This window comes from Leisingera sp. G5_S3_59_S7 (assembly GCF_054968485.1).
In genome coordinates this window covers 1-21,011 of the sequence record NZ_JBQKUH010000015.1, presented here as the reverse complement: position 1 = coordinate 21,011, position 21,011 = coordinate 1, and the positions used below count along the sequence as shown (strand labels likewise).

The 21,011-nt window shown below is 61.8% G+C and carries 21 protein-coding genes, 2 tRNA genes and 1 pseudogene; 4 read left to right on the top strand and 20 right to left on the bottom strand.

Annotated features, from left to right (window positions below):
• Positions 1-533 precede the first annotated feature (533 nt).
• The 13 genes from ACTRWG_RS09140 to ACTRWG_RS09080 all read right to left on the bottom strand — a co-directional run bounded on the left by ACTRWG_RS09140 (position 534) and on the right by ACTRWG_RS09080 (position 8,531).
• The gene (locus ACTRWG_RS09140; protein WP_462829230.1) at positions 534-899 is read right to left on the bottom strand and encodes a hypothetical protein; all 366 of its coding nucleotides are present in this window, start codon (positions 897-899) and stop codon (positions 534-536) included.
• A gap of 73 nt (positions 900-972) precedes the next feature.
• Positions 973-1,683, bottom strand: coding sequence for a hypothetical protein (locus tag ACTRWG_RS09135; protein WP_462829229.1), 711 nt, complete (start codon positions 1,681-1,683; stop codon positions 973-975).
• A 128-nt stretch (positions 1,684-1,811) separates the two neighbouring features.
• Positions 1,812-2,999, bottom strand: a complete 1,188-nt coding sequence (locus tag ACTRWG_RS09130; RefSeq protein ID WP_462829228.1) for a tyrosine-type recombinase/integrase — start codon at positions 2,997-2,999, stop codon at positions 1,812-1,814.
• Positions 3,000-3,098: 99 nt separating this feature from the next.
• Positions 3,099-3,173, bottom strand: a tRNA-Phe gene (locus tag ACTRWG_RS09125).
• An 81-nt stretch (positions 3,174-3,254) separates the two neighbouring features.
• On the bottom strand, positions 3,255-3,458 hold the full coding sequence (locus ACTRWG_RS09120) for a DNA gyrase inhibitor YacG (protein ID WP_027236228.1): 204 nt from the start codon (positions 3,456-3,458) through the stop codon (positions 3,255-3,257).
• Positions 3,455-4,477 (bottom strand): ribonuclease E/G, encoded by a 1,023-nt coding sequence (locus tag ACTRWG_RS09115; protein WP_027236227.1) that lies wholly within the window; start codon positions 4,475-4,477, stop codon positions 3,455-3,457. The genes ACTRWG_RS09120 and ACTRWG_RS09115 overlap by 4 nt, the downstream gene beginning before the upstream one ends.
• On the bottom strand, positions 4,474-5,055 hold the full coding sequence (locus ACTRWG_RS09110; RefSeq protein ID WP_027236226.1) for a Maf family protein: 582 nt from the start codon (positions 5,053-5,055) through the stop codon (positions 4,474-4,476). The genes ACTRWG_RS09115 and ACTRWG_RS09110 overlap by 4 nt, the downstream gene beginning before the upstream one ends.
• Positions 5,056-5,268: 213 nt before the next feature.
• Entirely contained in the window at positions 5,269-5,487 is a 219-nt protein-coding gene (infA, locus tag ACTRWG_RS09105) for a translation initiation factor IF-1 (RefSeq protein ID WP_005620785.1), read from the bottom strand.
• A gap of 83 nt (positions 5,488-5,570) precedes the next feature.
• The gene (locus tag ACTRWG_RS09100; protein ID WP_027236225.1) at positions 5,571-6,449 is read right to left on the bottom strand and encodes a carbon-nitrogen hydrolase family protein; all 879 of its coding nucleotides are present in this window, start codon (positions 6,447-6,449) and stop codon (positions 5,571-5,573) included.
• 161 nt (positions 6,450-6,610) lie between these two features.
• Positions 6,611-7,198, bottom strand: a complete 588-nt coding sequence (locus ACTRWG_RS09095; RefSeq protein ID WP_027236224.1) for a GNAT family N-acetyltransferase — start codon at positions 7,196-7,198, stop codon at positions 6,611-6,613.
• Positions 7,195-7,593, bottom strand: a complete 399-nt coding sequence (locus tag ACTRWG_RS09090; RefSeq protein WP_027236223.1) for a ketosteroid isomerase-related protein — start codon at positions 7,591-7,593, stop codon at positions 7,195-7,197. The genes ACTRWG_RS09095 and ACTRWG_RS09090 overlap by 4 nt, the downstream gene beginning before the upstream one ends.
• The gene (locus ACTRWG_RS09085; protein WP_027236222.1) at positions 7,590-8,048 is read right to left on the bottom strand and encodes an arsenate-mycothiol transferase ArsC; all 459 of its coding nucleotides are present in this window, start codon (positions 8,046-8,048) and stop codon (positions 7,590-7,592) included. The genes ACTRWG_RS09090 and ACTRWG_RS09085 overlap by 4 nt, the downstream gene beginning before the upstream one ends.
• 3 nt (positions 8,049-8,051) lie before the next feature.
• Entirely contained in the window at positions 8,052-8,531 is a 480-nt protein-coding gene (locus tag ACTRWG_RS09080; RefSeq protein ID WP_027236221.1) for a UPF0262 family protein, read from the bottom strand.
• Between the two features lie 159 nt (positions 8,532-8,690).
• Here ACTRWG_RS09080 and ACTRWG_RS09075 point away from each other — a divergent pair, with 159 nt between their 5' ends.
• The gene (locus ACTRWG_RS09075; RefSeq protein ID WP_036797725.1) at positions 8,691-9,449 is read left to right on the top strand and encodes an SDR family oxidoreductase; all 759 of its coding nucleotides are present in this window, start codon (positions 8,691-8,693) and stop codon (positions 9,447-9,449) included.
• Positions 9,450-9,694: 245 nt separating this feature from the next.
• Here the strand turns inward: ACTRWG_RS09075 and hisD are convergent, their stop codons facing one another.
• From hisD to ACTRWG_RS09050, 5 genes are all read right to left on the bottom strand, one after another.
• Positions 9,695-10,996 carry a histidinol dehydrogenase gene (gene hisD / locus ACTRWG_RS09070; RefSeq protein WP_027236219.1) on the bottom strand — a complete coding sequence of 434 codons (1,302 nt, stop codon included), beginning with the start codon at positions 10,994-10,996 and terminating at the stop codon, positions 9,695-9,697.
• A 155-nt stretch (positions 10,997-11,151) separates the two neighbouring features.
• Complete coding sequence (locus ACTRWG_RS09065) at positions 11,152-11,664, bottom strand: GNAT family N-acetyltransferase (protein WP_027236218.1); 513 nt, start codon at positions 11,662-11,664, stop codon at positions 11,152-11,154.
• Positions 11,665-11,667: 3 nt separating this feature from the next.
• Positions 11,668-12,144, bottom strand: coding sequence for a DUF2948 family protein (locus ACTRWG_RS09060; protein ID WP_027236217.1), 477 nt, complete (start codon positions 12,142-12,144; stop codon positions 11,668-11,670).
• Positions 12,144-13,412: a UDP-N-acetylglucosamine 1-carboxyvinyltransferase gene (murA, locus tag ACTRWG_RS09055; protein WP_027236216.1), complete on the bottom strand. Its 1,269-nt coding sequence runs from the start codon at positions 13,410-13,412 to the stop codon at positions 12,144-12,146. The genes ACTRWG_RS09060 and murA overlap by 1 nt, the downstream gene beginning before the upstream one ends.
• Positions 13,413-13,418: 6 nt before the next feature.
• Entirely contained in the window at positions 13,419-13,574 is a 156-nt protein-coding gene (locus ACTRWG_RS09050) for a hypothetical protein (protein WP_167332323.1), read from the bottom strand.
• 85 nt (positions 13,575-13,659) lie between these two features.
• Between ACTRWG_RS09050 and ACTRWG_RS09045 the strand changes: the two genes are divergently transcribed.
• The 3 genes from ACTRWG_RS09045 (at position 13,660) to ACTRWG_RS09035 (ending at position 19,739) form a co-directional block, all read left to right on the top strand.
• Positions 13,660-13,734 (top strand) — tRNA-Thr (locus tag ACTRWG_RS09045).
• A 472-nt stretch (positions 13,735-14,206) separates the two neighbouring features.
• Positions 14,207-16,555 carry a methyl-accepting chemotaxis protein gene (locus tag ACTRWG_RS09040; RefSeq protein WP_027236215.1) on the top strand — a complete coding sequence of 783 codons (2,349 nt, stop codon included), beginning with the start codon at positions 14,207-14,209 and terminating at the stop codon, positions 16,553-16,555.
• A gap of 226 nt (positions 16,556-16,781) precedes the next feature.
• Entirely contained in the window at positions 16,782-19,739 is a 2,958-nt protein-coding gene (locus tag ACTRWG_RS09035; RefSeq protein WP_462829227.1) for a PAS domain S-box protein, read from the top strand.
• 52 nt (positions 19,740-19,791) lie between these two features.
• Here ACTRWG_RS09035 and ACTRWG_RS09030 read toward each other — a convergent pair whose 3' ends face one another.
• On the bottom strand, positions 19,792-20,631 hold the full coding sequence (locus ACTRWG_RS09030; protein ID WP_462829226.1) for an EamA family transporter: 840 nt from the start codon (positions 20,629-20,631) through the stop codon (positions 19,792-19,794).
• A gap of 39 nt (positions 20,632-20,670) precedes the next feature.
• Positions 20,671-21,011: pseudogene (locus tag ACTRWG_RS09025) on the bottom strand (Na/Pi cotransporter family protein); the annotation flags it as partial.

The following is a 21,011-nucleotide window of genomic DNA, read 5'->3' as shown; positions in this document are numbered from 1 at the left end:
CGTCGGACGGTGCAGAACCGAATTTAGTAGGTCAGCGGATATGACGTCATCGAAAAGTAGGGTCAGGAGACAGCGAAAGCCGGGGGAAGGATGAAAGCCCCCATCAGAGAGCCAGAGCAAAGAATTGTCATCACGAGACGGGGAAGTGCCGTCGCCGAGCTAGCCAAATTGCCATCCACAGGCGGCTAGTCCATCGGTCCGCTGTATAAGCAGCACGTAGGCTGAGACCGGATAACCGCCAGCCGAGCCATTGAGGGCAATCGTGTGTGGATGGTTTGTCAGATCTTCGGGTCTCACATGCTTCTCCTGAGCGGATAGGAAAAGTATGTCCAAAATCCAAATAATCCCAATCAGATTCAAACGAAGTTCTTGATCATGAAATGATCAAGCCATGGTCCTGAAGTTTGTTTATAGCTTCACTTCGTGAAGTGCTTCGCAGGTGCTTTTGGGTTGATATTGGTTGGTTGGGCTGGGCGGGCTGAGTATTGAGTTCGGCCTTTGGCCAAACAGGCTTCCAGCCCGCCATCAGCCATTCATTTTGTGAACCGGCTGCGGATCGTGGTGGCGGCTTCCATCAACACATCATCCAGCTTGCCCTCATCCGCCAGCGTCTTCAATTTTTGGAGGTTCTTAGCAACGTCGGCCACACCCGCACATTTGATCGCATTCAGACCGGGGGCCAGTTCCAGCGGTGTCCGTCCATAACGGGGCGAGATGAACCAACCCCCATCATCGGATTTCCAAACCCATGTGCTGGTGATCGTACTGGACCCATCACCCGGCACACCGGCCAACTGCTTTTCGACAGCTGCAATGAACTTCTGACGACGCTGGGCAAACGGCTGGATCGCTTTCGGCTTTTCAGCGGCTTCAAGTTTAAACTGTTTTTCAAGTGCCATTGGGGTCTCCTCTTATGACCACAACGGCGTCCCTTGAGGTAAGGGGAGAGGGCAACGTATCTGCAGAGAGAAATTAAGCTTTCTGGTTAATCACATCGATTACGACCTTGCCAAGCTGACGTGTATTTCGTGGACCGCCCGAGCTATTGAATTCCGAAACCCCAATTTGCTTGGCAAGAATACGCAAGCTGTCGATGGTGTTCTTCTGCAAAACTCCATCCACAAACACATCGATGCTTTGGCAAGAATATTGAACAACGCGGGTATTCTTGAGCTTAGCCTCCCGTGAAACCACTGTTCGTTGTCCACTTTTTCTCGGTCTCTGCTCTTTCTTTGCCTCAACCACATGCCTCTTAGCCTGAGGTTGTTGAACTTCACCAGTAATAGCGCTGAAGTCATCAGGACTACTGGTAGACCGGACTTCGCTTGGCGAACAATTTCCACTGCCACCATGAACTCTGTGCACAGCTTTTGCCTGCTCATTGTTCAACAAATAAAACGTCGGCTGCAACGTGGTCACACACAGCTCAACAAACAGAAAAAAGTCTGCTTCCGCTTTCGTCCTCATATCAACCGGCCAGCGACTGATTTCTCCTACGCTGCCAATAAACTGCCTTGTTTTAACTTCAATCGATTTAGGTCCTTCTGGAGTCACCACGACAACATCATGCCCGGGTGCCCCCGGCGGGCTCACATAAGCAGGAACCCCCAAAGAAATGAGCTTGGCCAACGCCAGAGTTTCACCAAGCTCTCCAGCTAATTGATGAGTTAGCTTCTGCACCAAGTCTTTAACCTTCGCTCATAAAGTACAACCTTTTGCACAATTCCAACCATTCAGAGGTGAAAGCATGCTGATTGCAAGTTCAAAGAGCGCCAGCGGACCACAACAACCAAGCGACGGAACAAAGCCCTTCAGACATCCCCATTGGTCTGCAAGTTCTCGATCAGCTCCTTCGTCGGAGCCATCTTCTGTAAATAGAACCGCTCTAGCTGATCCACGGACGTCCCAGCATTCTTGGCCAGCGTGTAAAGGTTTACCCGTCCCTTGGAGCTTCTGAGGCGGGCTTGGATGGCATAGTGGCGAAGAGAATAGGGTGACAGCTTTCTGTCCTCATCGACCAAATCAGCTTTTTCCAAAATGTGGTTGAACAAACGGCGGGCTGTATTGATTGCTGTTCTTCGGTTTGGATACTCCGGCATCCACACATAGGCATCACGATCTGGTTCCACCGGGTTAAGTGGGCTCCGGTCCCCTTTGTAGATCACGACACCCAGTTTCAACGTCACACTGGTACGCTTGCCGGTCTTGCCGCCCCGGACAGAGATTTCCAAATGTGCCGGGTCAGTCATTTCCTGAACGTCTTTGTGCTTCAGGCCGAACAACTCCCCTTCGGTGGGACGAAGAAAGCTGTGAACGACAAAGCGGAACATTCTGACATGGTGGCCCGTGATCTGAACGCCCCGCACCTTATCCCCTCGCTTGGCACAGGCATTCGCGGCCTTCATGAATTGCCGGTACTCGCTGTCTGAGAATGTGTGCCGTGGCGTGTCCACAGTTTTGATCTTCGGCATCACAGGCAGGACATTTAGAATCCCATCCTCGACAGCCAACGCCAATACTTTGCGGATGATGATCACATGTTTCGACTTGGTCGAATGTGCCAGAGGCTTTTTCCGGTTTCCATCCAGATGTGTCAGGTAATCCCGAACCATCCCCGTGGTGATCTTGGTGACGTCATGCTTCCCGAAATAGACGATCAGGCCATCCTTGGAGCGGTTCAAGAGTTTGTTGTCCCCCTCTGACCACTTGGACTGACCCTTCTGCATCGCCATCAGTTTCTTGGCGTAGTGTTCGAAGCTGGTAGCCTTGGTCTTGGCATGATCGCTGTTGGCCTTGCTTCGGAAGCTGTCGGCATACTCATGGGCCACTTCCGCTGCTTCGAGACGAGAGGTCTCCTTGGAAGACTTGGAAACATACTTACCGGCAATCGGATCCCAGAGACGTATCAGCCAGTAAGGGCTCCGAGGCGTCAGGAGAATAGCCAGACCTTTTCGAAGGTGTTTGATCTTGAGTATTCGATTTTTGGATTCTTTGGCCAAATCGGACCCGTCGGAAGAGTGTATAACTGTGTATAACTTTTACGGACGAAATCCGAAGGCTTCAACGAACCAAATAAATCAATAATTTCAGTGATTTAGTGGTGCCCGGGGGCGGAATCGAACCACCGACACGAGGATTTTCAATCCACTGCTCTACCCCTGAGCTACCCGGGCACGGGAAGGCTGTTCGCCTTGGGTGGGGGCCTTCTATGCTTTGGGCGCGGCGGTGTCCAGAGGATTTTTCAAAGAAAATCGCTAATGGCAGGTCTTGGGCTTATTTTCTTCCGACGAATGCGCGCGCTCCGTTTCTTCCAAAGCGTTTTCAATGTCTTCCGGGGCTTGGCTGGGCACCGAATAGGAGCCATTCAGCCATTTCCCAAGGTCGATATCGGCACAGCGCTTGGAGCAAAAGGGCCGGTAAGCCCGTAACGATTCCCCGCCGCAGACCGGACAGCTCATTTCAGCACCTCCTGCAGCAGGGGACGGCCGCGTTTGCGCTGCAATTCGTAATGCCCAAGATTGGTCCAGCCGACCAGAACCGTTTCCTCGGGATCAGCCCGCAATGCGGCCCGCAGCGCGCTCTCGAAGCCCCGCCTGTCCTTCTTTGGCATCGGCGCCAAATCCAGCACGATCTGCCCGCCCAGGCCTCTGACGCGCAGGGCCCGCGGCAAGGCTTTGGCCGCAGCCATATTGGCTTTGATACCTGCGGCCAGCGAAGTGTCGGAGCCAGTGTTCACATCCACTGCGACCAGGGCGCGGGTCGGTTCGATGAACAGGAAAGCGCCGCCCGGCAGCGGTTCGCGGATGCCCTGGGCAATGTCCAGCGCATCCAGAACGCCGAGGCGCTCAAATCCGCCCGGATCGCGCTCCACATCCGCGGGATCCACCCAGTCCCGCCAGGCCAGCAGGTGCGGGCCGTCGCCTTCAGACAGGACCTCCGCCTCAGCCCCCTCATCCTGCATCACCTGAGATGCCAAAGCCGCCATGGCAGCAACATCCTCGGCGATCTCTTCGCGGTCCGCTCCGGCGCAGGCGGAACGCAGGATCAGCCCGTATCCCGTCTCACCCATTTCCTCATGCGCAATTTCCAGCAGCCGGTCCCGCTCGTCCTCGTCGCGGATGCTGCGGGAAATGTTCAGCCCCGGCGCCTCCGGCGTCACAATCGCATAGCGGCTTTTGAACAGCAGCTTCTGAGTGACCGGGATCGCCTTGCCCGGTTCCGCATAGCCGGAGACCTGCACCAGGATCATTTGCCCCGGCGCCAATCCTTTGACCTGGCGCAGGAAGGCCGGTCCGTCAGGCGTGGTCAGGAACATGCCGCCCTGCCCTTTCACCGGCCGGTCGGCGCGGGCGCGGTAGATCGTGCCGGGCGCGGGCGCATCGCTTTCGATCAGGAAGTCTTCCAGCTTGCCATCCACCATCAGCGCAGCGGCTTCACGGTCCTGGATGTGGTCGAGAATAATCGTACGGCCCTTCATGCGGCGGCCTCCTGATACAGCGGCAGCCCGGCGGCGCGCAGAAGATTGGCAGTTTCGGACAGCGGCAGCCCGACAATGCCGGTAAAGGAGCCGCTGATCCATGGAATGAAAGCCCCGGCGGGCCCTTGGATGGCATAGGCGCCGGCCTTGCCTTCCCAATCGCCTGTGGCGAGGTAGGCATTCAGCTCCTCGTCCGACAGGTTTTTCATTTTCACCTGGCTCACCACGTCCTTTTCCCAGATGCGGTCGCCGCGGCGCACGGCAACCGCGGTAATCACACGGTGGCGGCGCCCGGACAGGGCCAGCAGGAACTCTGCTGCCTCGCCTGCGTCCCGCGGCTTGCCGAGGATCCGGCGGCCCAGTGCGACGGTGGTGTCGGCGCAAAGAACGATATCGTCTGCCCCCGCGGGAACAGCCTGCGTTTTTTCCCGCGTCACCCGCGCGCAGTAAGCCCGCGGCAGCTCGCCCTTGAACGGCGTTTCGTCGATTTCCGGCGGGCGCACCGTATCCGGATGCACCCCAAGCTGCGCCAGCAGCTGCAGCCGCCGCGGGCTGCCAGATCCCAGAATAAATGCCATGCCTGGCCCCTCTTACCGGTTTACGCCTGTCATACGGTGAATACCGGCAGCGTTAAAGAGCGGGCCGCCCTATCATCCTGCCGGAAATACCCCCGTCCCGCCGCCTGGCAATCAGCTTCGCCGCCGGGAAGGGAGGCAACGGCCTTCAGACCGCGTCAAAAAACAAAAGCCCGGCGCGGTGCCGGGCTTTGTTTGTCTTGGCAGATCAACGGCTTACTTAAAGCGGTAGTTGATCCGGCCCTTCGTCAGGTCATAAGGTGTCATTTCCACCTGGACCCGGTCGCCAGCCAGAACACGGATGCGGTTCTTGCGCATCTTGCCTGCCGTATGTGCGATGATTTCATGGCCGTTTTCCAGCTCGACCCGAAACGTCGCATTAGGCAGGAGTTCCTTCACGACACCGGGAAATTCGAGCGTATCTTCCTTGGCCATGTTGTCTCCATCATTGGGTTAACCCGCAAACTGCGGGACGTGCGCTTAAATGGGGTCATTTTCCCAATATTTCAAGGGCTCAATCAGCAAAGTGCGGCCTTTGTGACCAAATTTACCCGCGGTGTTTGCTCTTCCCAATGCAGCCGGTTCAGCACCCCGCCATCAGCCCGGACATGTGCGATGGCCTCCAGATCGGCTTCGGCATAGGTCCAGCCCGGCTGGTTCAGCACCCCTTCAGCCAGCACTCCGGTTGCGGGGAAGCCCTTGTCCGGCGGGCCGAAAATGCCGCCCATGCCGGTGTTCGTGTCCACCGCTTCGGACCATGCGTTTGCGCCGACGATCGAGGCCATGGCGGTCACGCACTGGTTCTCCAGTGCCCGCGACATGGCGCCAATGCGCACCCGCCAGTATCCGGCCAGCGCCTCGGTGCAGGAGGGGACGAGAATCACATCCGCCTCCGCCAGGGCACGGCCCAGCAGCGGGAATTCGCTGTCATAGCAGATCAGCACACCGATTCTGCCTAAGCTGGTCTCGAAAATCTTGAGCGGCCCGCCCCCGGCGATGCCCCAGGGCGCGCGCTCGAACCGGGTCATGATCTGCTTGTCCTGATGATCGCGGCTGCCGCCGGGCGTATAGAATTCTGCCCGGTTCACCGGCTGGTCCAGCCCGCTGTGCACCGGGGCGGAGGCCCCGAGGATGTGAACGCCATGTTCGGCGGCCAGCCTCAGGTGCAGCGCCGCCGCATCCTCCATCTTTTCCGAAACCGAGTGAATCGACTGCGCCAGATCGCCGGCCACCGCCGCCCCGTCCAGGGTGGACAGCTCCATCGCACCGTATTCCGGGAACACCAGCAGCTCTGCCCCGTTGCCGGCAGCCTCCGCGACCCAGGCAGCGAGCTTGTCTTCGTACTGCGCCCAGCTATCGAGCCAGTCGAGCGGATAAGCGGCAGTGGCGATTTTCATCCTGTCTTCCCCTTGTGCAAATGCAGACCCTAGGTATTCCGGTTATCTTTTGGCGGCCTCCGGAAGAGGGGGTGACTTCCGTACACCCCCTGTGCACCCTCTGTACACCCCTTCTGCGGCGGCCTGGCAAAACGCTCTTTGGCCGAGCCGCTCCGGCAGGGCTACAAATCCCGGATCCAGAACTGCAGCGGCTTCTTGGTTTCTTCCGCCTGATCCACATCCTTCCAGGAGAAATGCGCGATGGCGCCCGCCAGCGGCTGGTAGCCGCGCTTACGCCAGAACGGATCGAGCGGCGCGTAATCCGCAGGCCGCAGCGGATGGTCCGCCGGACGCTGCACGCCGCAAAAAGCGCATTTGCTGAAACCGTATTTGCGGGCGTGCGCCTCGCGCGCGTCAAAGAACCCGTGGCCAACGCCATGGCCGCGGTATTCCGGCAGCAGCACCGATTCGGCGCAATAGAAGACGTCATTCAGATCAATGCCGGTGCCCGCAAAGGCCGCCGCGAAATCATCTGCATGATCTGCCAGCGGCGCGCCGGTCGAGGCACCGACCAGGGTCTCGCCGTCAAAGGCCCCGACCACCACGGCGTGTTCACTGTCGCGGTAGCTTTGCAGGTACTCGCGCTCATAGGCCAGGTCACCGTCGTACAGATATGGCCAGGCGCGGAACACTTTGATCCGGAGGCGGGCCACATCGTCCAGCGCGGCCTCCAGCGCCGCACCGGTCATCGCTTCGACCCGGATCGTCATCCGGCAGACACCTGGGCGATCCAGTCCGCCAGGTTGTAATAGGTGGTGACGCGGGAAATCTTGCCGTCCTTCAGCTCAAAGAACGATCCGCCCGGCAGGCGGTAGGTCTGGCCCTTGGCTTCCGGCAGGCCCTCGTCGGTTGCCAGGTAGGTGCCGTTGACAATGAACTCCGCCGCCGCACGGGTCACGTCCTCGCTGGCGAAGATCACCAAATCGGTCAGCTCTTCCTTGTAGCAGTGGCTCATATGGGCGCAAAATTCTGCGAATTTCTCCTTGCCCACGCGGATCTGCCCTTCATTCACGTGATGAGCAATCTGCTCGTCCAGGCAGTCCAGCATGGCATCAGTGTCGCCTGCATTGAAGGCTGCAAAATAGCGCGCAATGGTGTCGGTCATGTTCTCTCCGTCGGTTCGCCCCAGCGGTTTTTCAGGTGCTGGATGATTTGGTCCCGTGTTTGCCGGTAGACGTCTAGCTTGGCTTCGCGCGTCTCGCCGAGCCCGGTAGGGTCCATAATCGGCCAATATTCGACATCGAGGTGGAAAAACCGGGTGAGCTCGAGCGCCCGGCGCTGGCTGGCGGGCGACAGCGCCACCACCAGGTCGAAGGACGACAGGTCGTCGCCCCAGCGTTCCATCTCGTCGAAGGAGCGCGAGCGGTGGCGGGACAGCTCGACGTCGATTTCCTGGCAGACGGCGATGGAGAAACCGTCGATTTCCATATCGTTCTTGACGCCGGCGGATTGCACATAGGTGCCGGTGCCATAGAATTTTTTCATGATGCCCTCCGCCATCGGAGAGCGGACCGAATTGTGGTCGCAACAGAACAGAACGGACTGCGGCAGCTCCTCCACCCGTCAGCCTCCGAAATGCAGGACACAGATCAGGGTAAACAGGCGGCGGGCGGTATCGGTGTCGACCTCCGCCTTGCCTTCCAGCCGCTCCTGCAGCACCCGGCTGCCCTCGTTGTGGATGCCGCGCCGGGCCATGTCGATGGTCTCGATCTGGCTCGGCGGCATTGTCTTTACCGCGGTGAAGTAGCTTTCGCAGATCTGGTAATAGTCCTTCACCACCTGCCGGAACGGAGACAGCGACAGGTGGAATTCCGCGGCCTTCTCACCGGATTCGGTGTTGATATCAAAGACCAGCCGCTTGTCGCGGATCGCCAGGCCCAGGTGGTAGGGACCGTCGGGCAGCCCGCGGTCCTCGCGGGACGGCAGGGTAAAGCTGTTCTGTTCGATCAGGTCATAGATCGCCACCTTGCGCTCCTGCTCGATCTCAGGGGTCGGAGGCGGCAGGTTGCGGTCGTCCAGTTCAATGTGGCTGATGCGGCTCATGGGTCTTTGTCTCTAAATGCGCTGAGGCGTCCGGCCATGAGTATCGCACCGGCGCGCCTGGGGCAATGCAGCAGCAGGCGTCACCCCACGGCCGGTATGCGGCAGCGCTTGACAGGCAGAGCCCGCCTGCCCAGCCTGTCCCGGGCAGGAGACAGGATGATGACAGCGCTCGAACAGTTTTCCCTCACAGGCCAGCGCGCGCTGGTGACCGGATCCACCGGCGGGCTGGGCTTGGCCGCCGCCCGGCTGCTGGCTGAGTCCGGGGCCGAGGTTTGGATCAACGGGCGCAGCCAGGCCCGGGTGGCAGCGGCCGTGGCCCGGATGCCCGGAACCGCCCGCCCCCTGGTTCTGGATGTGGCAGACGAAGACGCTTGCGTTGCGGCAATGGAGGAAATCGCGGCAGCAGGCGGTCTGGACATCCTGGTCAACAACGTCGGCCAGCGCGACCGCCGCAGCCTGCCGGAATTCTCCCGCGCTGATCTGCTGGCGCTGTGGGAGGTCGACCTGGTCTCCCCCTTCCGCCTGAGCCAGCTGGCGGCGGTGCAAATGGCCGCCAAGGGCTATGGCCGCATCATCAATATCTCCTCGATTGCGGGCCTTATCGCGCAGGCGGGCGACGCCGCCTATACCACTGCCAAGGCCGGCATCAACGGCATGACCAAGGCGCTGGCGGCAGAGCTTGGCCCCAAAGGCATCACCGTGAACGCAATTGCCCCGGGGTTTTTCAAGACCGCCCCCAACATGGCCGCAGCAGCGGATCCGGCAATTGCGGAAAAGCTCAAGGCCGCCACCTCCCTCGGCCGCTGGGGGGAGCCTGAGGAGCTTGCACCGGCCGTCCTCTTTCTCGCCTCCCCAGCCGCGTCCTACATAACCGGCCAGGTGCTGGCGGTGGACGGCGGCTATACCACGCATTACTGAGGTCTGCGTCATTTTTCCGGGAAAAATGACTTGAGGCCTCCGGCGGGGATATTTCTGGCCAGATGAAGTTACGGATCGTTAACCCGGTTCCGCAACCCTGATCCTGCGGTACAGGCGGGGACGCCGATGACCGCGCCAGGTGAAGCGCCCCGGCGGGCTCCGGGGCGCGGATCCCTTTTCATCTGGCTGAAAACATCCCGGGGTGCATGCGCGGCACGCGCAGAGGGGCAGAGCCCCTGCGCCGCTTACTCGTTCAGCGCATCCAGCCGTGCAGTGACGGACAGCCCGTGCGCCTCCAGGCTTTCGCTTTTCGCCAGCACCTCTGCCGCCGGGCCGATGGCGCGCAGCGAGTCCGGGGTCATCTGGCTGAAAGTTGTGCGCTTGAGGAAATCCATCACCGAAAGGCCGGAAGAGAACCGCGCCGAGCGCGCGGTCGGCAGCACGTGGTTCGGGCCGCCAACATAGTCGCCAATGGCTTCGGGCGTGTACTGGCCCAGAAAAATTGCACCCGCATGCACTGTCTTCTCGCTTAGCGCCGCAGGGTCAGCGACGCAAAGTTCCAGGTGCTCCGGCGCGATGCGGTTCGACAGCGCCGCGGCCTCGTCCAGATCCTGCACGGTGATCACCGCGCCGAAATCGCGCCAGGAGACACCGGCAATCGAACGGCGTTCCAGCGTTTCCAGCCGTTTATCCACCGCCGCGGCCGCCGCGCGGCCAAAGCCCTCGTCATCGGTGATCAGGATCGACTGGGCGCTTTCGTCGTGCTCGGCCTGGCTCATCAGGTCCAGCGCAATCCAGTCCGGATTGTTGTCCTTGTCGGCAATCACCAGGATTTCAGACGGGCCGGCGATCATGTCGATGCCGACCTTGCCGAACACCCGCCGCTTGGCCGCCGCGACAAAGGCATTGCCGGGGCCGGTGATCTTGTCCACCGGCGCAATGGTCTCAGTGCCATAAGCCAGCGCCGCCACGGCCTGCGCGCCGCCGACCCGGTAGATTTCATCCACCCCGGCAATCCGGGCCGCCAGCAGCACAAGCGGGTTGATCTGGCCGTCCGGCGTGGGCACGGTGACCGCCAGCCGCTCCACCCCTGCGACCTTGGCCGGAATGGCATTCATAAGCACGGATGACGGATAGGACGCCAGCCCGCCCGGCACATAAAGCCCCGCAGCCGACACCGCCGACCAGCGCCAGCCCAGCGTTGCGCCGGTCTCGTCCGTCCACTGCGCATCCTCCGGCATCTGGCGGGCATGATAGGCGCGGATCCGTTCTGCTGCCAGTTCCAGTGCAGCGCGTTCTTCTGCAGGCACATCCGCAATCGCCGCATCCGCCTCTGCATCGGTAATGCGCAGCTGCGCGGGCGCCAGCTCCAGCCGGTCGAATTTCGCCGTCAGCTCCACCAGCGCGGCATCGCCGCGGCCGCGCACGTCCGCGATGATCCCGGCAACGATGGAATCCACATCCGGGCTGTCCTCGCGCTTGGCGCCCAGCAGCGCCGTGAAGGATTCTTCGAAATCGGTGTCACGGGTGTTCAGAAACTGCGGCATCGGGATCTCCTTTGGCCTTCGCATAGCTGCATGCCCGGGCAGTCTCAAGATGTATGGCAGCAGGCGGAGCAATTGGACGCAACAGCGGGCATGCTGCGCTTGGGCCGGTTTCCAATTGCCCCGGCGTTTGCTTTAACCAGTCAGAGCCGCCTGCATCAGCCCAGCGGCTTGCGCATCGGAATGCAAGGCAAGCAGCAGGAAGCAGCAGGAGCCTCTGCCTGCCGCCAGCCATGCTTCCGGCAAAAGCCCAGCGCGGCACGGGTTGCGCTCAAACGCCCTTCGCTATGGCCAGCGCTGTGCAGCTCCGCCTCAAGATGCGCCAGCAGTGCCGAGCCTGTGCCCTGCCTTGCGGCGCTGGGGGCAACATAGAGCAATGTCACCGTGCCATCCGGATCCAGCCCACCCACTGCCGCGGCTTGGCCGTTGCGTTCGGCCAGCCAGCACCGCCCGGCCCCGCCTAACCAGGCGCGGATTTGCCCGGGGGCCACGGCGGCGGTCCACGCGTCAATCCGCTGCGGATCGCAGCCATGGCCGGCCTGGCACAAACCTCGGACCGAAGCGGTAAGGACCTGACTCATGGCGAAGACGTCGAAAACAGACGCGGGACGGATCTCCAGGCCGCTCAGCGGGCGGGCGAACGCCTGAGAGATGCCGCGTTTGTTCTGCATAGGTCAGGCTTTGTGGTCCGGCGCCTTCCCCGACGGCGCCCGGTAAGGCCGGGTCACATCGCGCAAGGACACCTCCAGCGCTTCGACCGACAGGCGGATGGCCCCGTCGCCCGCCAGGGTGAGCAGCACGTGGCCGGTGCCGTCTTCACCGGGCTCAAAACTGACGGCAAGCAGGGACAGCACCAAGTCCTTGTCCTTGCGGTCCACTCCTTGAGAGGCGACCCGCAGAACATTGTCCACCACCAGCAGCGACTGCACCCGCTCATAGGCGCGGCCGCGGCGTTCGGCGGCATCCCGGTCCTCCCAGCGGAAGCGGTTCAGCAGCAGGGCAAAGCGGCGCTCTGATGCGCGCCAGCTCATTTCGGTCGCCGGGAAAACAGCATCCTGAACCAGCGAGGAGATGACTTTGAGATCCTCCTCCTCCAATGCGCCCAGATTCAGCGGGACTTCGCGGCCGTCCTCGAAACTTGCATCCGCCATCACTGCTCCTTGATCCGCTCGATTTTGGCACCGACACCGGACAGCTTGCGCACCACATGCTCATAGCCGCGGTCCAGGTGGTAGACACGGCTCACCCTGGTTTCACCTTCTGCCGCCAGACCAGCAAGAATCAGCGAGACCGAAGCGCGCAGGTCGGTGGCCATGACGGGCGCACCTTTCAGCTTTTCGACGCCGGTCACCGTGGCATGGCCGCCATGCACCTCGATCTGCGCGCCCATGCGCACCAGTTCCGGCGCATGCATAAAGCGGTTCTCAAAAATCTTCTCTTCCAGCACCGATGTGCCTTCGGCGGTGCACATCAACGCCATCATCTGCGCCTGCAGGTCGGTCGGGAAGCCGGGGAAGGGTTCGGTCACAACGTCAACCGCCTTTACCCGGCCGTTCTTGCGGCTGACCTTAAGGCCCTTTTCCGTCTCCGTCACTTGAATACCCGCAGCATCCAGTTTTTCGCAGAACGCCCCGAGCAGAGAGATACGGCCGCCCAGAAGCTCCACCTCGCCGCCGCAGATCGCCGGGGCCAGCATATAGGTGCCAAGCTCAATCCGGTCGGTGACCACCTGGTGAGTCGCGCCGTGCAGCCGGTCGACCCCCTGGATGGTGATGTCGGGGGAGCCGTCGCCCTCGATCTGCGCGCCCATTTTCCGCAGGCAGTCCGCCAGGTCGGTGATTTCCGGCTCGCGCGCAGCGTTCTTGATGACTGTGGTGCCCTTGGCAAGGGTTGCGGCCATCATGATGTTTTCGGTAGCGCCAACGGAGGCAAAGCTCAGCTCTACCACCGCGCCCTTGAGGCCGCCCGGCGCCTTGGCGTGCAAGTAGCCGTCTTTCAGCTCAATCTCGGCGCCCAGAGCCTCCAACCCGTGGATGTGCAGATCCATCGGCCGCGCGCCGATGGCGCAGCCGCCCGGCAGCGACACCACCGCCTGGCCCAGCCGGGCCAGCATCGGGCCCAGCACCAGGTTGGAAGCGCGCATTTTCCGCACGATCTCATAATCGGCGACATGGCTTGTCAGATCGTGGCTCGACATTGCCAGCACCTGTCCGTCCTGCAGGCTGGACACCTCGGCGCCCAAAGATTGCAGCAGCAGCGTCATCGTCTTGATGTCGCTGAGCCGGGGCGCATTGGTCAGCGTCAGCGGCTCTTCGCTGAGCAGGGTCGCCGGCATAAGGGTTAAGCAGGCGTTCTTGGCGCCGGCGATCGGGATCTGCCCGTTCAGCGGGCCATTGCCCGTTACCAAAATCGAATCCATCCGCTCTTACTCTCCGCTCTTACCTGTATCCTGGTCCTGCTTTTCAGCCCGCGCCTTGGCCTGCGCCTTGCGCCGGGCCATGTTGGCCTTGAGCGCGGCCTTCAGCCGGTCTTCGCGAGAGGCCGCAGATCCGTCGTTTTTCGGTGTTTTCTTCTCTGCCATAGAACTTCTGTAACTTAGTGCGAAAAAACCGTCCAGAATGCTCTTGCACCCCTCCGCGTTTATGCCTAAAAGCCCCCTCACCGGCGCTGCTGTAGCTCAGAGGTAGAGCACTCCCTTGGTAAGGGAGAGGTCGAGAGTTCAATTCTCTCCAGCAGCACCATCTTCCAAAACATCAATACTTTCACAAGCTTACCGCCCCAGTTCGCGACGTTGCGGCAACTTCTGGGATGACACGCCGCTGCGGGCAGTCTTGGCATCCTGAAAGTCGGGGGTTTATGCGCTTCTTGCGGCACCGGCTGCCTTCCGGGCGGTTTCCAGCCGTGACCGGCCTGGCAGCGCCGCCGCCGCAACCGGCACCGCAGATTCGCAGCGGCCGGAACGCCTGACGGCGGGATTTGGCCGAGCCTCAGCGATTCGCCGCATTTGCGAAGGCCGCAAACAGAATTGAAACGGCTATTTTGCGCCCCGGCCCCCTGCGGGGTGCCGCAAATCGGGGGCTCCGCCGCTGAAATTAACGCAGCGGAAACGAATCCCTCTGAGTGTTTCTCTATCAAGCGCCACCCAGCTGGCACCGCCCGCCGCCCCACTCAGGCTGCCGGGCAGACCGAAATGTTGATGGGAACTGCTCTCTAATGACCCGACTGTCCAAATTCTGGGGCAATATGCGGCTGGGCCGCAAGCTGCCGCTGTCCATCGCCGCGCCGACAATCCTGCTGACCCTTGCCTCGGGCTTTTTCTTTGCCTGGGAAGCCGGGCAAGCGCTGAAAGCCAACCGTGAAGCCGCGTATGCAACGCTGCTGGAGGAACGGAAGGAAGCACTCGAATCCTGGGTGGCAGATCTGCGCTCCCAGACCCGGACGCTGGTCGCCAGCAAAGCCGTCGAAACAGCGCTGCGCGACTTTTCCAACGGCTTCTATTCGCTGGGCGAGGATCCCGGCGGATACCTGCGCGCCACCTACGCCGACGGCAACCCCAACCCCGCTGGCGAACGTTACAAACTGCTGGACGCCAAGGACAAATCCGCCTGGTCTATCCGCCACAAGATGAACCACACCGGCTTTGTCACCTTTCTGGAGGAGCAGGGTTTCCTTGACGCCTACCTTTTGGATGTGCAGGGAAACATGGTCTATTCAGTCCATAAAAACGCCGATTTCGCGCTGAATTACTTAGACGGCGCGTACAAGGACAGCGGGCTGGGCCAGGCCTTCCGGACTGCGCTGGAGCTGGAACAGGGCGATGTGTTCCTTTCGAAGATGGCCGCTTATGAGCCGGGCGGCGGCGCCTCGGCCATGTTCATTTCCTCGCCGGTCTTCAAAAGGGGCGCGATTATGGGGGCCCTGGTCCTGCGCGTGCCCGTAGGCGAAATCGCCGGGATTCTGTCACATTCCGAGCTGCTGGGGGAGACCGGCCAGGCTTATCTGGTGCGCGGCGATGGCGTTGCCCTGACCGCTTCCAGCCGCGCGGGCGGCCACCAGATCCTGTCGCAGCTGCCCCAGCTGCAGCAGATCAATGCTGCAATCGATGGCGAGGAAAGCACGTTCTCCGGCACGCCGGGCCTGTCCGGCCAGCCGGTTGAGGCGATGGCCGGACGTGTCGGCCTGGACGACCGGACCTGGGGAATTGTGCTGGAGGTCGACAGCGCCGAGGCCCTGGCCGCACAGAAAAGCCTGGTCAATGCCGCCATGCTGCAGGCCGTTGGCGTTGCGCTTGCGGTGGCGCTGCTGTCCTGGGTGGCGGCCCGCGGCATCGCCCTCAAGGTTTCCGCCCTGTCCGAGAGCGTCGAACATATCGCGGCCAAGGATTACGAGCATCCGGTCGCGGGCAAGGGCAACGGGGACGAATTCGGCAATATCGCCGGGATATTAGAAGGGTTCAAAACCGATCTTCAGAATGCCCAGATCGCCGAAGAGGAACGGTCCGAGCTGCAGCGCCAGCAGGACCATGTCGTCAGCGAGCTGCGCAACGGTCTGAAGCATCTGGCAAGCGGGGACTTCTCCAGCACGATTGATGAGCCTTTCCCCGAGGCCTACAAAAGCCTGCGCCTCGACTTCAATCAGACGGTCAACACGCTGAACGCTACGGTGCGCGAAGTTGTCGAAGCCACCACCAGCATCCGCAACGGCACCTCGGAGATCAGCCAGGCATCAGACGACCTGTCGCAGCGCACCGAAAGCCAGGCAGCCACACTTGAACAGACCGCGGCGGCGCTGGACCAGATGACCGCCAGCGTCAAAGCGGCCGCCGATGGTGCGCGCCGGGTGGAAACCTCGATGAACGAAGCCCGGGATGAGGCCGAATCCAGCGGCCAGGTGGTTCAGAACGCGGTCTCTGCAATGACCGAGATTGAGCAATCCTCGGCCCACATCTCGCAGATTATCACTGTGATCGACGATATCGCCTTCCAGACCAACCTGCTGGCGCTGAATGCCGGGGTCGAGGCCGCGCGTGCCGGTGACGCCGGACGCGGCTTCGCGGTTGTTGCCTCCGAAGTGCGGGCGCTGGCGCAACGGTCCTCGGATGCGGCGATGGAGATCAAGGCGCTGATTTCCAACTCCGGTGAACAGGTGGCCAAGGGCGTGGACCTGGTCGGCAAGGCCGGCGAGGCACTGAACAGCATCGTCTCGCAGGTCACCCACATTTCGGGGCTGGTGTCGGGCATTGCCGAAGGTGCTGCTGAGCAGTCGACAGGCATTGGCGAGATCAACACCGGCGTGATGCAGCTGGATCAGGTGACCCAGCAGAATGCGGCCATGGTCGAGCAGATGACCGCGGCCGGCCAGCTGCTCAACGGCGACGCGTCCAAGCTGGCCGGGCTGGTGGCGCGGTTCAATGTCGGGCTGGAGATGCCGCCGCCGCGCCAGCCTTCCGAACCGGAACTGCCATCGGCTCATGGCACGGGCTGGAGTGATCTGCCGGAGGCCCCGGCGGCAGCCCCGGCCGCGCATGGCTCCGCGGCTCTGGCGAAATGGCAGGATTTCTGATTTCGCGCCAAGACACCTGTACCGGCTCGGGTCCGGACGCGGTGCCAGGTTTCGGCGGCCTGGCCGGCGGCAGCCTCGCGGCATGACCTGCCCGCCGCTGAAAGAGGTGGTGTTGTGAAAACCAGTTTTTCAGACTTTAAGGAGATCTTGGAGCAGAACCGGACTCCTGACCCGCAAAGCCCGGCGGCTGTCAGAGGAGTTTGGCGTAAATTCAAAAGGTGGCTAGATGGCCCTGAATAAGACTTCCGCAGGCTGGCTGCGCAGGCTCAGCAACCGGACCTACCTGCCCGCTTTGCTTGCTTTGGCAGTTGTCTGCGCCGCCGGGTATTATGCCGAAAGGCAGAACGACACCATCCACCACCAATCCGAACGCGCCCGGATCCAGCAGCAGGCCGGGCTGATCAAGTCCCGGCTGGAAGGCCAGCTGAACGGCGATTACCAGAGGCTGCGCGGGCTTGCTGCGATGCTGGCCACAGAACCGGACATGCCGCAATCCCGGTTCAGCCAGATTGCGGAACAGGTTTTGAAAGGGCAGACCGCGATCCGGCATATTGCTGCTGCCCCGCAACTGGTCGTCTCTTTGATTTACCCGATGAAAGGCAACGAACCGGCGCTCGGGCTGGATTACACCAGGAATGCTGCCCAGCGGGCGGCGGCGCACAGGGTGCGCGACAGCGGTGAAATGGTGCTGGCCGGACCAGTGAACCTGGTGCAGGGCGGCACCGGCTTCATCTACCGGCTGCCGATCTTCACCGGGCCGGAAGAGGAGCGAAAGTTCTGGGGCATTCTGTCCGCCGTTGTCGAAACCGGAACACTTTATGCAGAAACCGGCGTGGCCGGCGCAGATAGCGGGCTGGAAATTGCCCTCACTGGCAAGGACGGCACCGGTGCGGCCGGCCAGCAGTTTCTTGGGTCAGCGGATATTCCCGCCGGCGACCCGGTGCTGATGGAAATTAACCTGCCGGTTGGATCCTGGCAGCTGGCGGCCCGGCCTGCCGGCGGCTGGCAAAGCCGTCCGGGCAATCTGTGGCAGTTGCGTCTGGTGCTGCTGGCGGCCGGCACCCTGATTGTTTTTCCGACTTTCCTGGCCGGCAGGCTGTCTGCCGCACGGCAGACCGTGATCGGCCAGCTGCGGCGCCGGGAAGCGGAACTGGAAGCTGTTTCGCGGCGGCTGGAGATTGCGGTCAAGACCTCCAGAGTCGGCATCTGGGAATGCGATGCGGAAAACAGGCGCGTCACCTGGGACAGCCGGATGCATGAGCTGTACGGCGTGCCCCGGGAAGAGGGCCCGCTGTCGGGCACCGCCTGGAACGCCAGGCTGCACCCGCAGGACCGGGACCGGGTTGCCGAATCCCTGGACGCGGCTGAGCGCGCCAAGACGAATTTTGCCTCTGAGTTCCGGATCGTGCTGGATGATGGCACGATCAAGCATATCCGGGCCCTGGCCAGCCCGTTTACCGACGCGCAGGGCCGCGACTGGATGATCGGCGTCAACTGGAATGTGTCCGAAGACGTCCGCCTGCGCGAGGAGCTGATCCACGCCAACCAGGCCTTGTCGGAACGGAATACCGAGCTGAAAGAGGGGAAGCGGGCACTGGAGGAAGCCCATGCGGAGCTGCAGAAACAGCAGGCGGAACTGTACCGCCTGTCACTGGTAGCCAAACATGCCTCCGACAGCATCATCCTGACAGATGCCAGGCGCAATATCCTTTGGGTCAACGACGCCTTTACGCGGGCCACCGGCTACTCCGCTGAAGAAGCAATCGGCAGCACCCCCTCGGACCTTCTGGACGGGCCCGACACCGACCTCAGTGTCATCCGGGAAATGAACCGCCACAAGGAACGCGGGGTCCGTTACCACAACGAGGTGCTCAACTACACCAAGTCGGGAGAAGAGGTCTGGTTTGACACCAACATCGTGCCGGTGACCGGTGCCGACGGCGAGGTCGACCTGATCATCGGCATCGAGCGCGACATCACCCGCAGCAAGCAGCGCGAGCGTGAACTGGCCGAGGCCAAGCTGGCAGCCGAACACGCAGACCGTGCCAAATCGGAATTCCTGGCCAACATGAGCCACGAAATCCGCACTCCGATGAACGGTATCATCGGGATGGCCGATCTGCTGGCGGAGGCAGACCTGACTGCCGACGACCAGCAGAATGTGGAGACGATCCGCAGCTCGGCGCAGGCGCTGCTGAAAATCATCAATGACATCCTCGACCTGTCGCGGCTGGAGGCGGGCAAATTCGCCATCACCCGGGAGGATTTCAACCTTCGGGACTGCATCGACAGCGCCGCCGATCTGTTCCGCCCGAAGGCTCTGGAAAAGGGCCTGTCAATGCAGGTCAGCTATGCAGCCGGCCTGCCCGTACGGCTGCACGGTGATGACGGGCGGCTGCGTCAGATCCTGGTCAACCTGATCGGCAATGCGGTGAAATTCACGCCCGAAGGCAAGATTGCAGTGCGGGTCTCGCACGCCGGCGCGGATCTCTGCCGCCTCGTGGTTGAGGTTCAGGACAGCGGCATCGGTATTTCCGAAGCCCAGGCCAGCCACATCTTCGACCGCTTCACCCAGGCCGACGCCGCAACCACCAAGGCCTTCGGCGGCACCGGGCTGGGGCTGACGATTTCCAGCATGCTGGCCAAGCGGATGGGGGGCGGTATTTCGGTGCAATCGCAGCAGGGCCAAGGCTCCTGCTTCCGGCTGGAACTGCAAATGGCGCCGGCCGGCGAAGCGATGAGCACAGAGGCACCGGCGCTTGCGGATGCGCCGCCGCAGCTTGGGCCCTGCCGGGTTCTGCTGGCCGAAGACAATCAGACCAACAGGCTGCTGATCCGCAAATTCCTGCGCGGCCAGCCGGTTGATCTGGAAGAGGCCGGGAACGGCCGCGCGGCTGTGGAGATGTGCAAGGAGCTGCAGCCGGACATCATCCTGATGGACATGTCCATGCCGGAACTTGATGGCATTGGCGCCACCCGGGAAATCCGCAGCCTGCCGATTCCCCAGCCGGTGATCGTGGCCTTGACGGCCAATGCCTTCTCCAGCGACCGGCAGGCTTGTTTGGACGCCGGCATGGACCACTTTCTGGCCAAACCAGTGAAAAAGGCTGTGCTGCTGCACACTCTTGCCGCAGTTCTGGCTGAAGCGGCAGAGGCCCAGCAGCGGCCCCGTGCCAGTGCGTGACGGCGCAGTGTGCGGCCCTGTCAGGCAATGAACGGCCAAGCGGGCGCCGGCGCTAGACCGCCATCCCGATCAGCGACACGCCGGCAGCCATCAGCACCGCCGCCCCCAGGCGCCGCATCCAGTAGCCTTCCCTCAGAAAGACAAAACCGATCAGCGCCGCAAATATCACCGAAGTTTCCCGCAGCGCAGACACCGCCCCCAGCGGGGCAAAGTTTTTCGCGTACAGCACCAGACCGTAGGCTGTCATCGACACCAGCCCGCCGGCGATGCCCAAAGCCCAGGTGCTTTTTGGCAGCCCCGCCAGGGTCTTGCGCTTGCGCACGGCAATGAAGCCCGCGATGAAGATGTGCAGGAACGCCCCCCAGGCCCAATAGCTCAGCGTGTTGCCGGACAGGCGCACCCCCATGCCGTCGACCAGCGAATAAACAGAAATGCAAAAACCCGTCCCGGCAGCAAAACCCAGCGCTGCATGCCCCACGCCGGAGCGCAGCGCTTTCCAGCTGCTAAGCTGGATGCCGAGCGCGATCACTCCAATCCCGATCCAGGCCTGCAGCGGCAGCACCTCCCCGGCGAAGATCATCGCCCAGATGCCCACCAGCGCCGGCACGATGCCCCGGGCAATCGGATAGACGACGCTCAGGTCGCCATGCTGATAGGCTCGCCCCAGCATGTAATAATAGCCAAAGTGCACGGCCGTGGAGAGCAGGATGTAGACAAAGCTCTCCGCCGAAGGCAGCGGCAGCACCGCGATCATCACGGAAGCAGGGATGACGTGACCAAAGGCAACCAGCCCCAGTGTGGTGGTGCGGTCGGCCGCAGTTTTGACAATGGCGTTCCACACCGCATGCAACAGCGCCGCTGACAGAATGATGGCAATGATAAAGGGGGTCATGATGGTGATAAGTCTTTTAATAGAAGGCCGGGACGTGCATTAATCGGTTCCTTCCTGCCGCATCTCCTCGATCAGGCGGGTCTCCAGCAGCTGGCCGTTGCGGTAGAGCACCGGATAGGCCACCGCGGCGATGTGGCTGTTGAATTCGCGCAAGGCGCGCAGCGTCTCCAGGTGGATGTCCGAGGTGTCGAAACTGTCGCGGGCGCCGTGCTGCAGCCGCCGCAGGTGGCGCTTGCGGCTGTCGCGCTCCATCCGCTTCAGCTCGGTCTTCTCCAGGCTTAACAGCCGCGCGCTTTCCAGGTCATCGGAAATCAGCACATTGGAGGCCAGCTGCATATTGGCCAGGATCGCCTCATGCATGCGGGTGATCTCCAGCCAGC

Excerpts from the sequence above, each read along its gene's own strand:
- ACTRWG_RS09110 (WP_027236226.1), bottom strand. The coding sequence starts at position 5,055 with ATGGCATTTATTCTGGGATCTGGCAGCCCGCGGCGGCTGCAGCTGCTG.
- ACTRWG_RS09140 (WP_462829230.1), bottom strand. The coding sequence starts at position 899 with ATGGCACTTGAAAAACAGTTTAAACTTGAAGCCGCTGAAAAGCCGAAA.
- ACTRWG_RS09060 (WP_027236217.1), bottom strand. The coding sequence starts at position 12,144 with ATGGCGGATGCAAGTTTCGAGGACGGCCGCGAAGTCCCGCTGAATCTG.
- ACTRWG_RS09075 (WP_036797725.1), top strand. The coding sequence starts at position 8,691 with ATGACAGCGCTCGAACAGTTTTCCCTCACAGGCCAGCGCGCGCTGGTG.
- ACTRWG_RS09035 (WP_462829227.1), top strand. The coding sequence starts at position 16,782 with ATGGCCCTGAATAAGACTTCCGCAGGCTGGCTGCGCAGGCTCAGCAAC.
- infA (WP_005620785.1), bottom strand. The coding sequence starts at position 5,487 with ATGGCCAAGGAAGATACGCTCGAATTTCCCGGTGTCGTGAAGGAACTC.
- ACTRWG_RS09040 (WP_027236215.1), top strand. The coding sequence starts at position 14,207 with ATGACCCGACTGTCCAAATTCTGGGGCAATATGCGGCTGGGCCGCAAG.
- ACTRWG_RS09115 (WP_027236227.1), bottom strand. The coding sequence starts at position 4,477 with ATGAAGGGCCGTACGATTATTCTCGACCACATCCAGGACCGTGAAGCC.
- ACTRWG_RS09065 (WP_027236218.1), bottom strand. The coding sequence starts at position 11,664 with ATGCAGAACAAACGCGGCATCTCTCAGGCGTTCGCCCGCCCGCTGAGC.
- ACTRWG_RS09050 (WP_167332323.1), bottom strand. The coding sequence starts at position 13,574 with ATGGCAGAGAAGAAAACACCGAAAAACGACGGATCTGCGGCCTCTCGC.
- ACTRWG_RS09095 (WP_027236224.1), bottom strand. The coding sequence starts at position 7,198 with ATGACGATCCGGGTCGAAGCGATGACCGGTGCGGCGCTGGAGGCCGCG.
- murA (WP_027236216.1), bottom strand. The coding sequence starts at position 13,412 with ATGGATTCGATTTTGGTAACGGGCAATGGCCCGCTGAACGGGCAGATC.
- ACTRWG_RS09090 (WP_027236223.1), bottom strand. The coding sequence starts at position 7,593 with ATGACCGACACCATTGCGCGCTATTTTGCAGCCTTCAATGCAGGCGAC.
- ACTRWG_RS09080 (WP_027236221.1), bottom strand. The coding sequence starts at position 8,531 with ATGAGCCGCATCAGCCACATTGAACTGGACGACCGCAACCTGCCGCCT.
- ACTRWG_RS09100 (WP_027236225.1), bottom strand. The coding sequence starts at position 6,449 with ATGAAAATCGCCACTGCCGCTTATCCGCTCGACTGGCTCGATAGCTGG.
- ACTRWG_RS09030 (WP_462829226.1), bottom strand. The coding sequence starts at position 20,631 with ATGACCCCCTTTATCATTGCCATCATTCTGTCAGCGGCGCTGTTGCAT.
- ACTRWG_RS09120 (WP_027236228.1), bottom strand. The coding sequence starts at position 3,458 with ATGAGCTGTCCGGTCTGCGGCGGGGAATCGTTACGGGCTTACCGGCCC.
- hisD (WP_027236219.1), bottom strand. The coding sequence starts at position 10,996 with ATGCCGCAGTTTCTGAACACCCGTGACACCGATTTCGAAGAATCCTTC.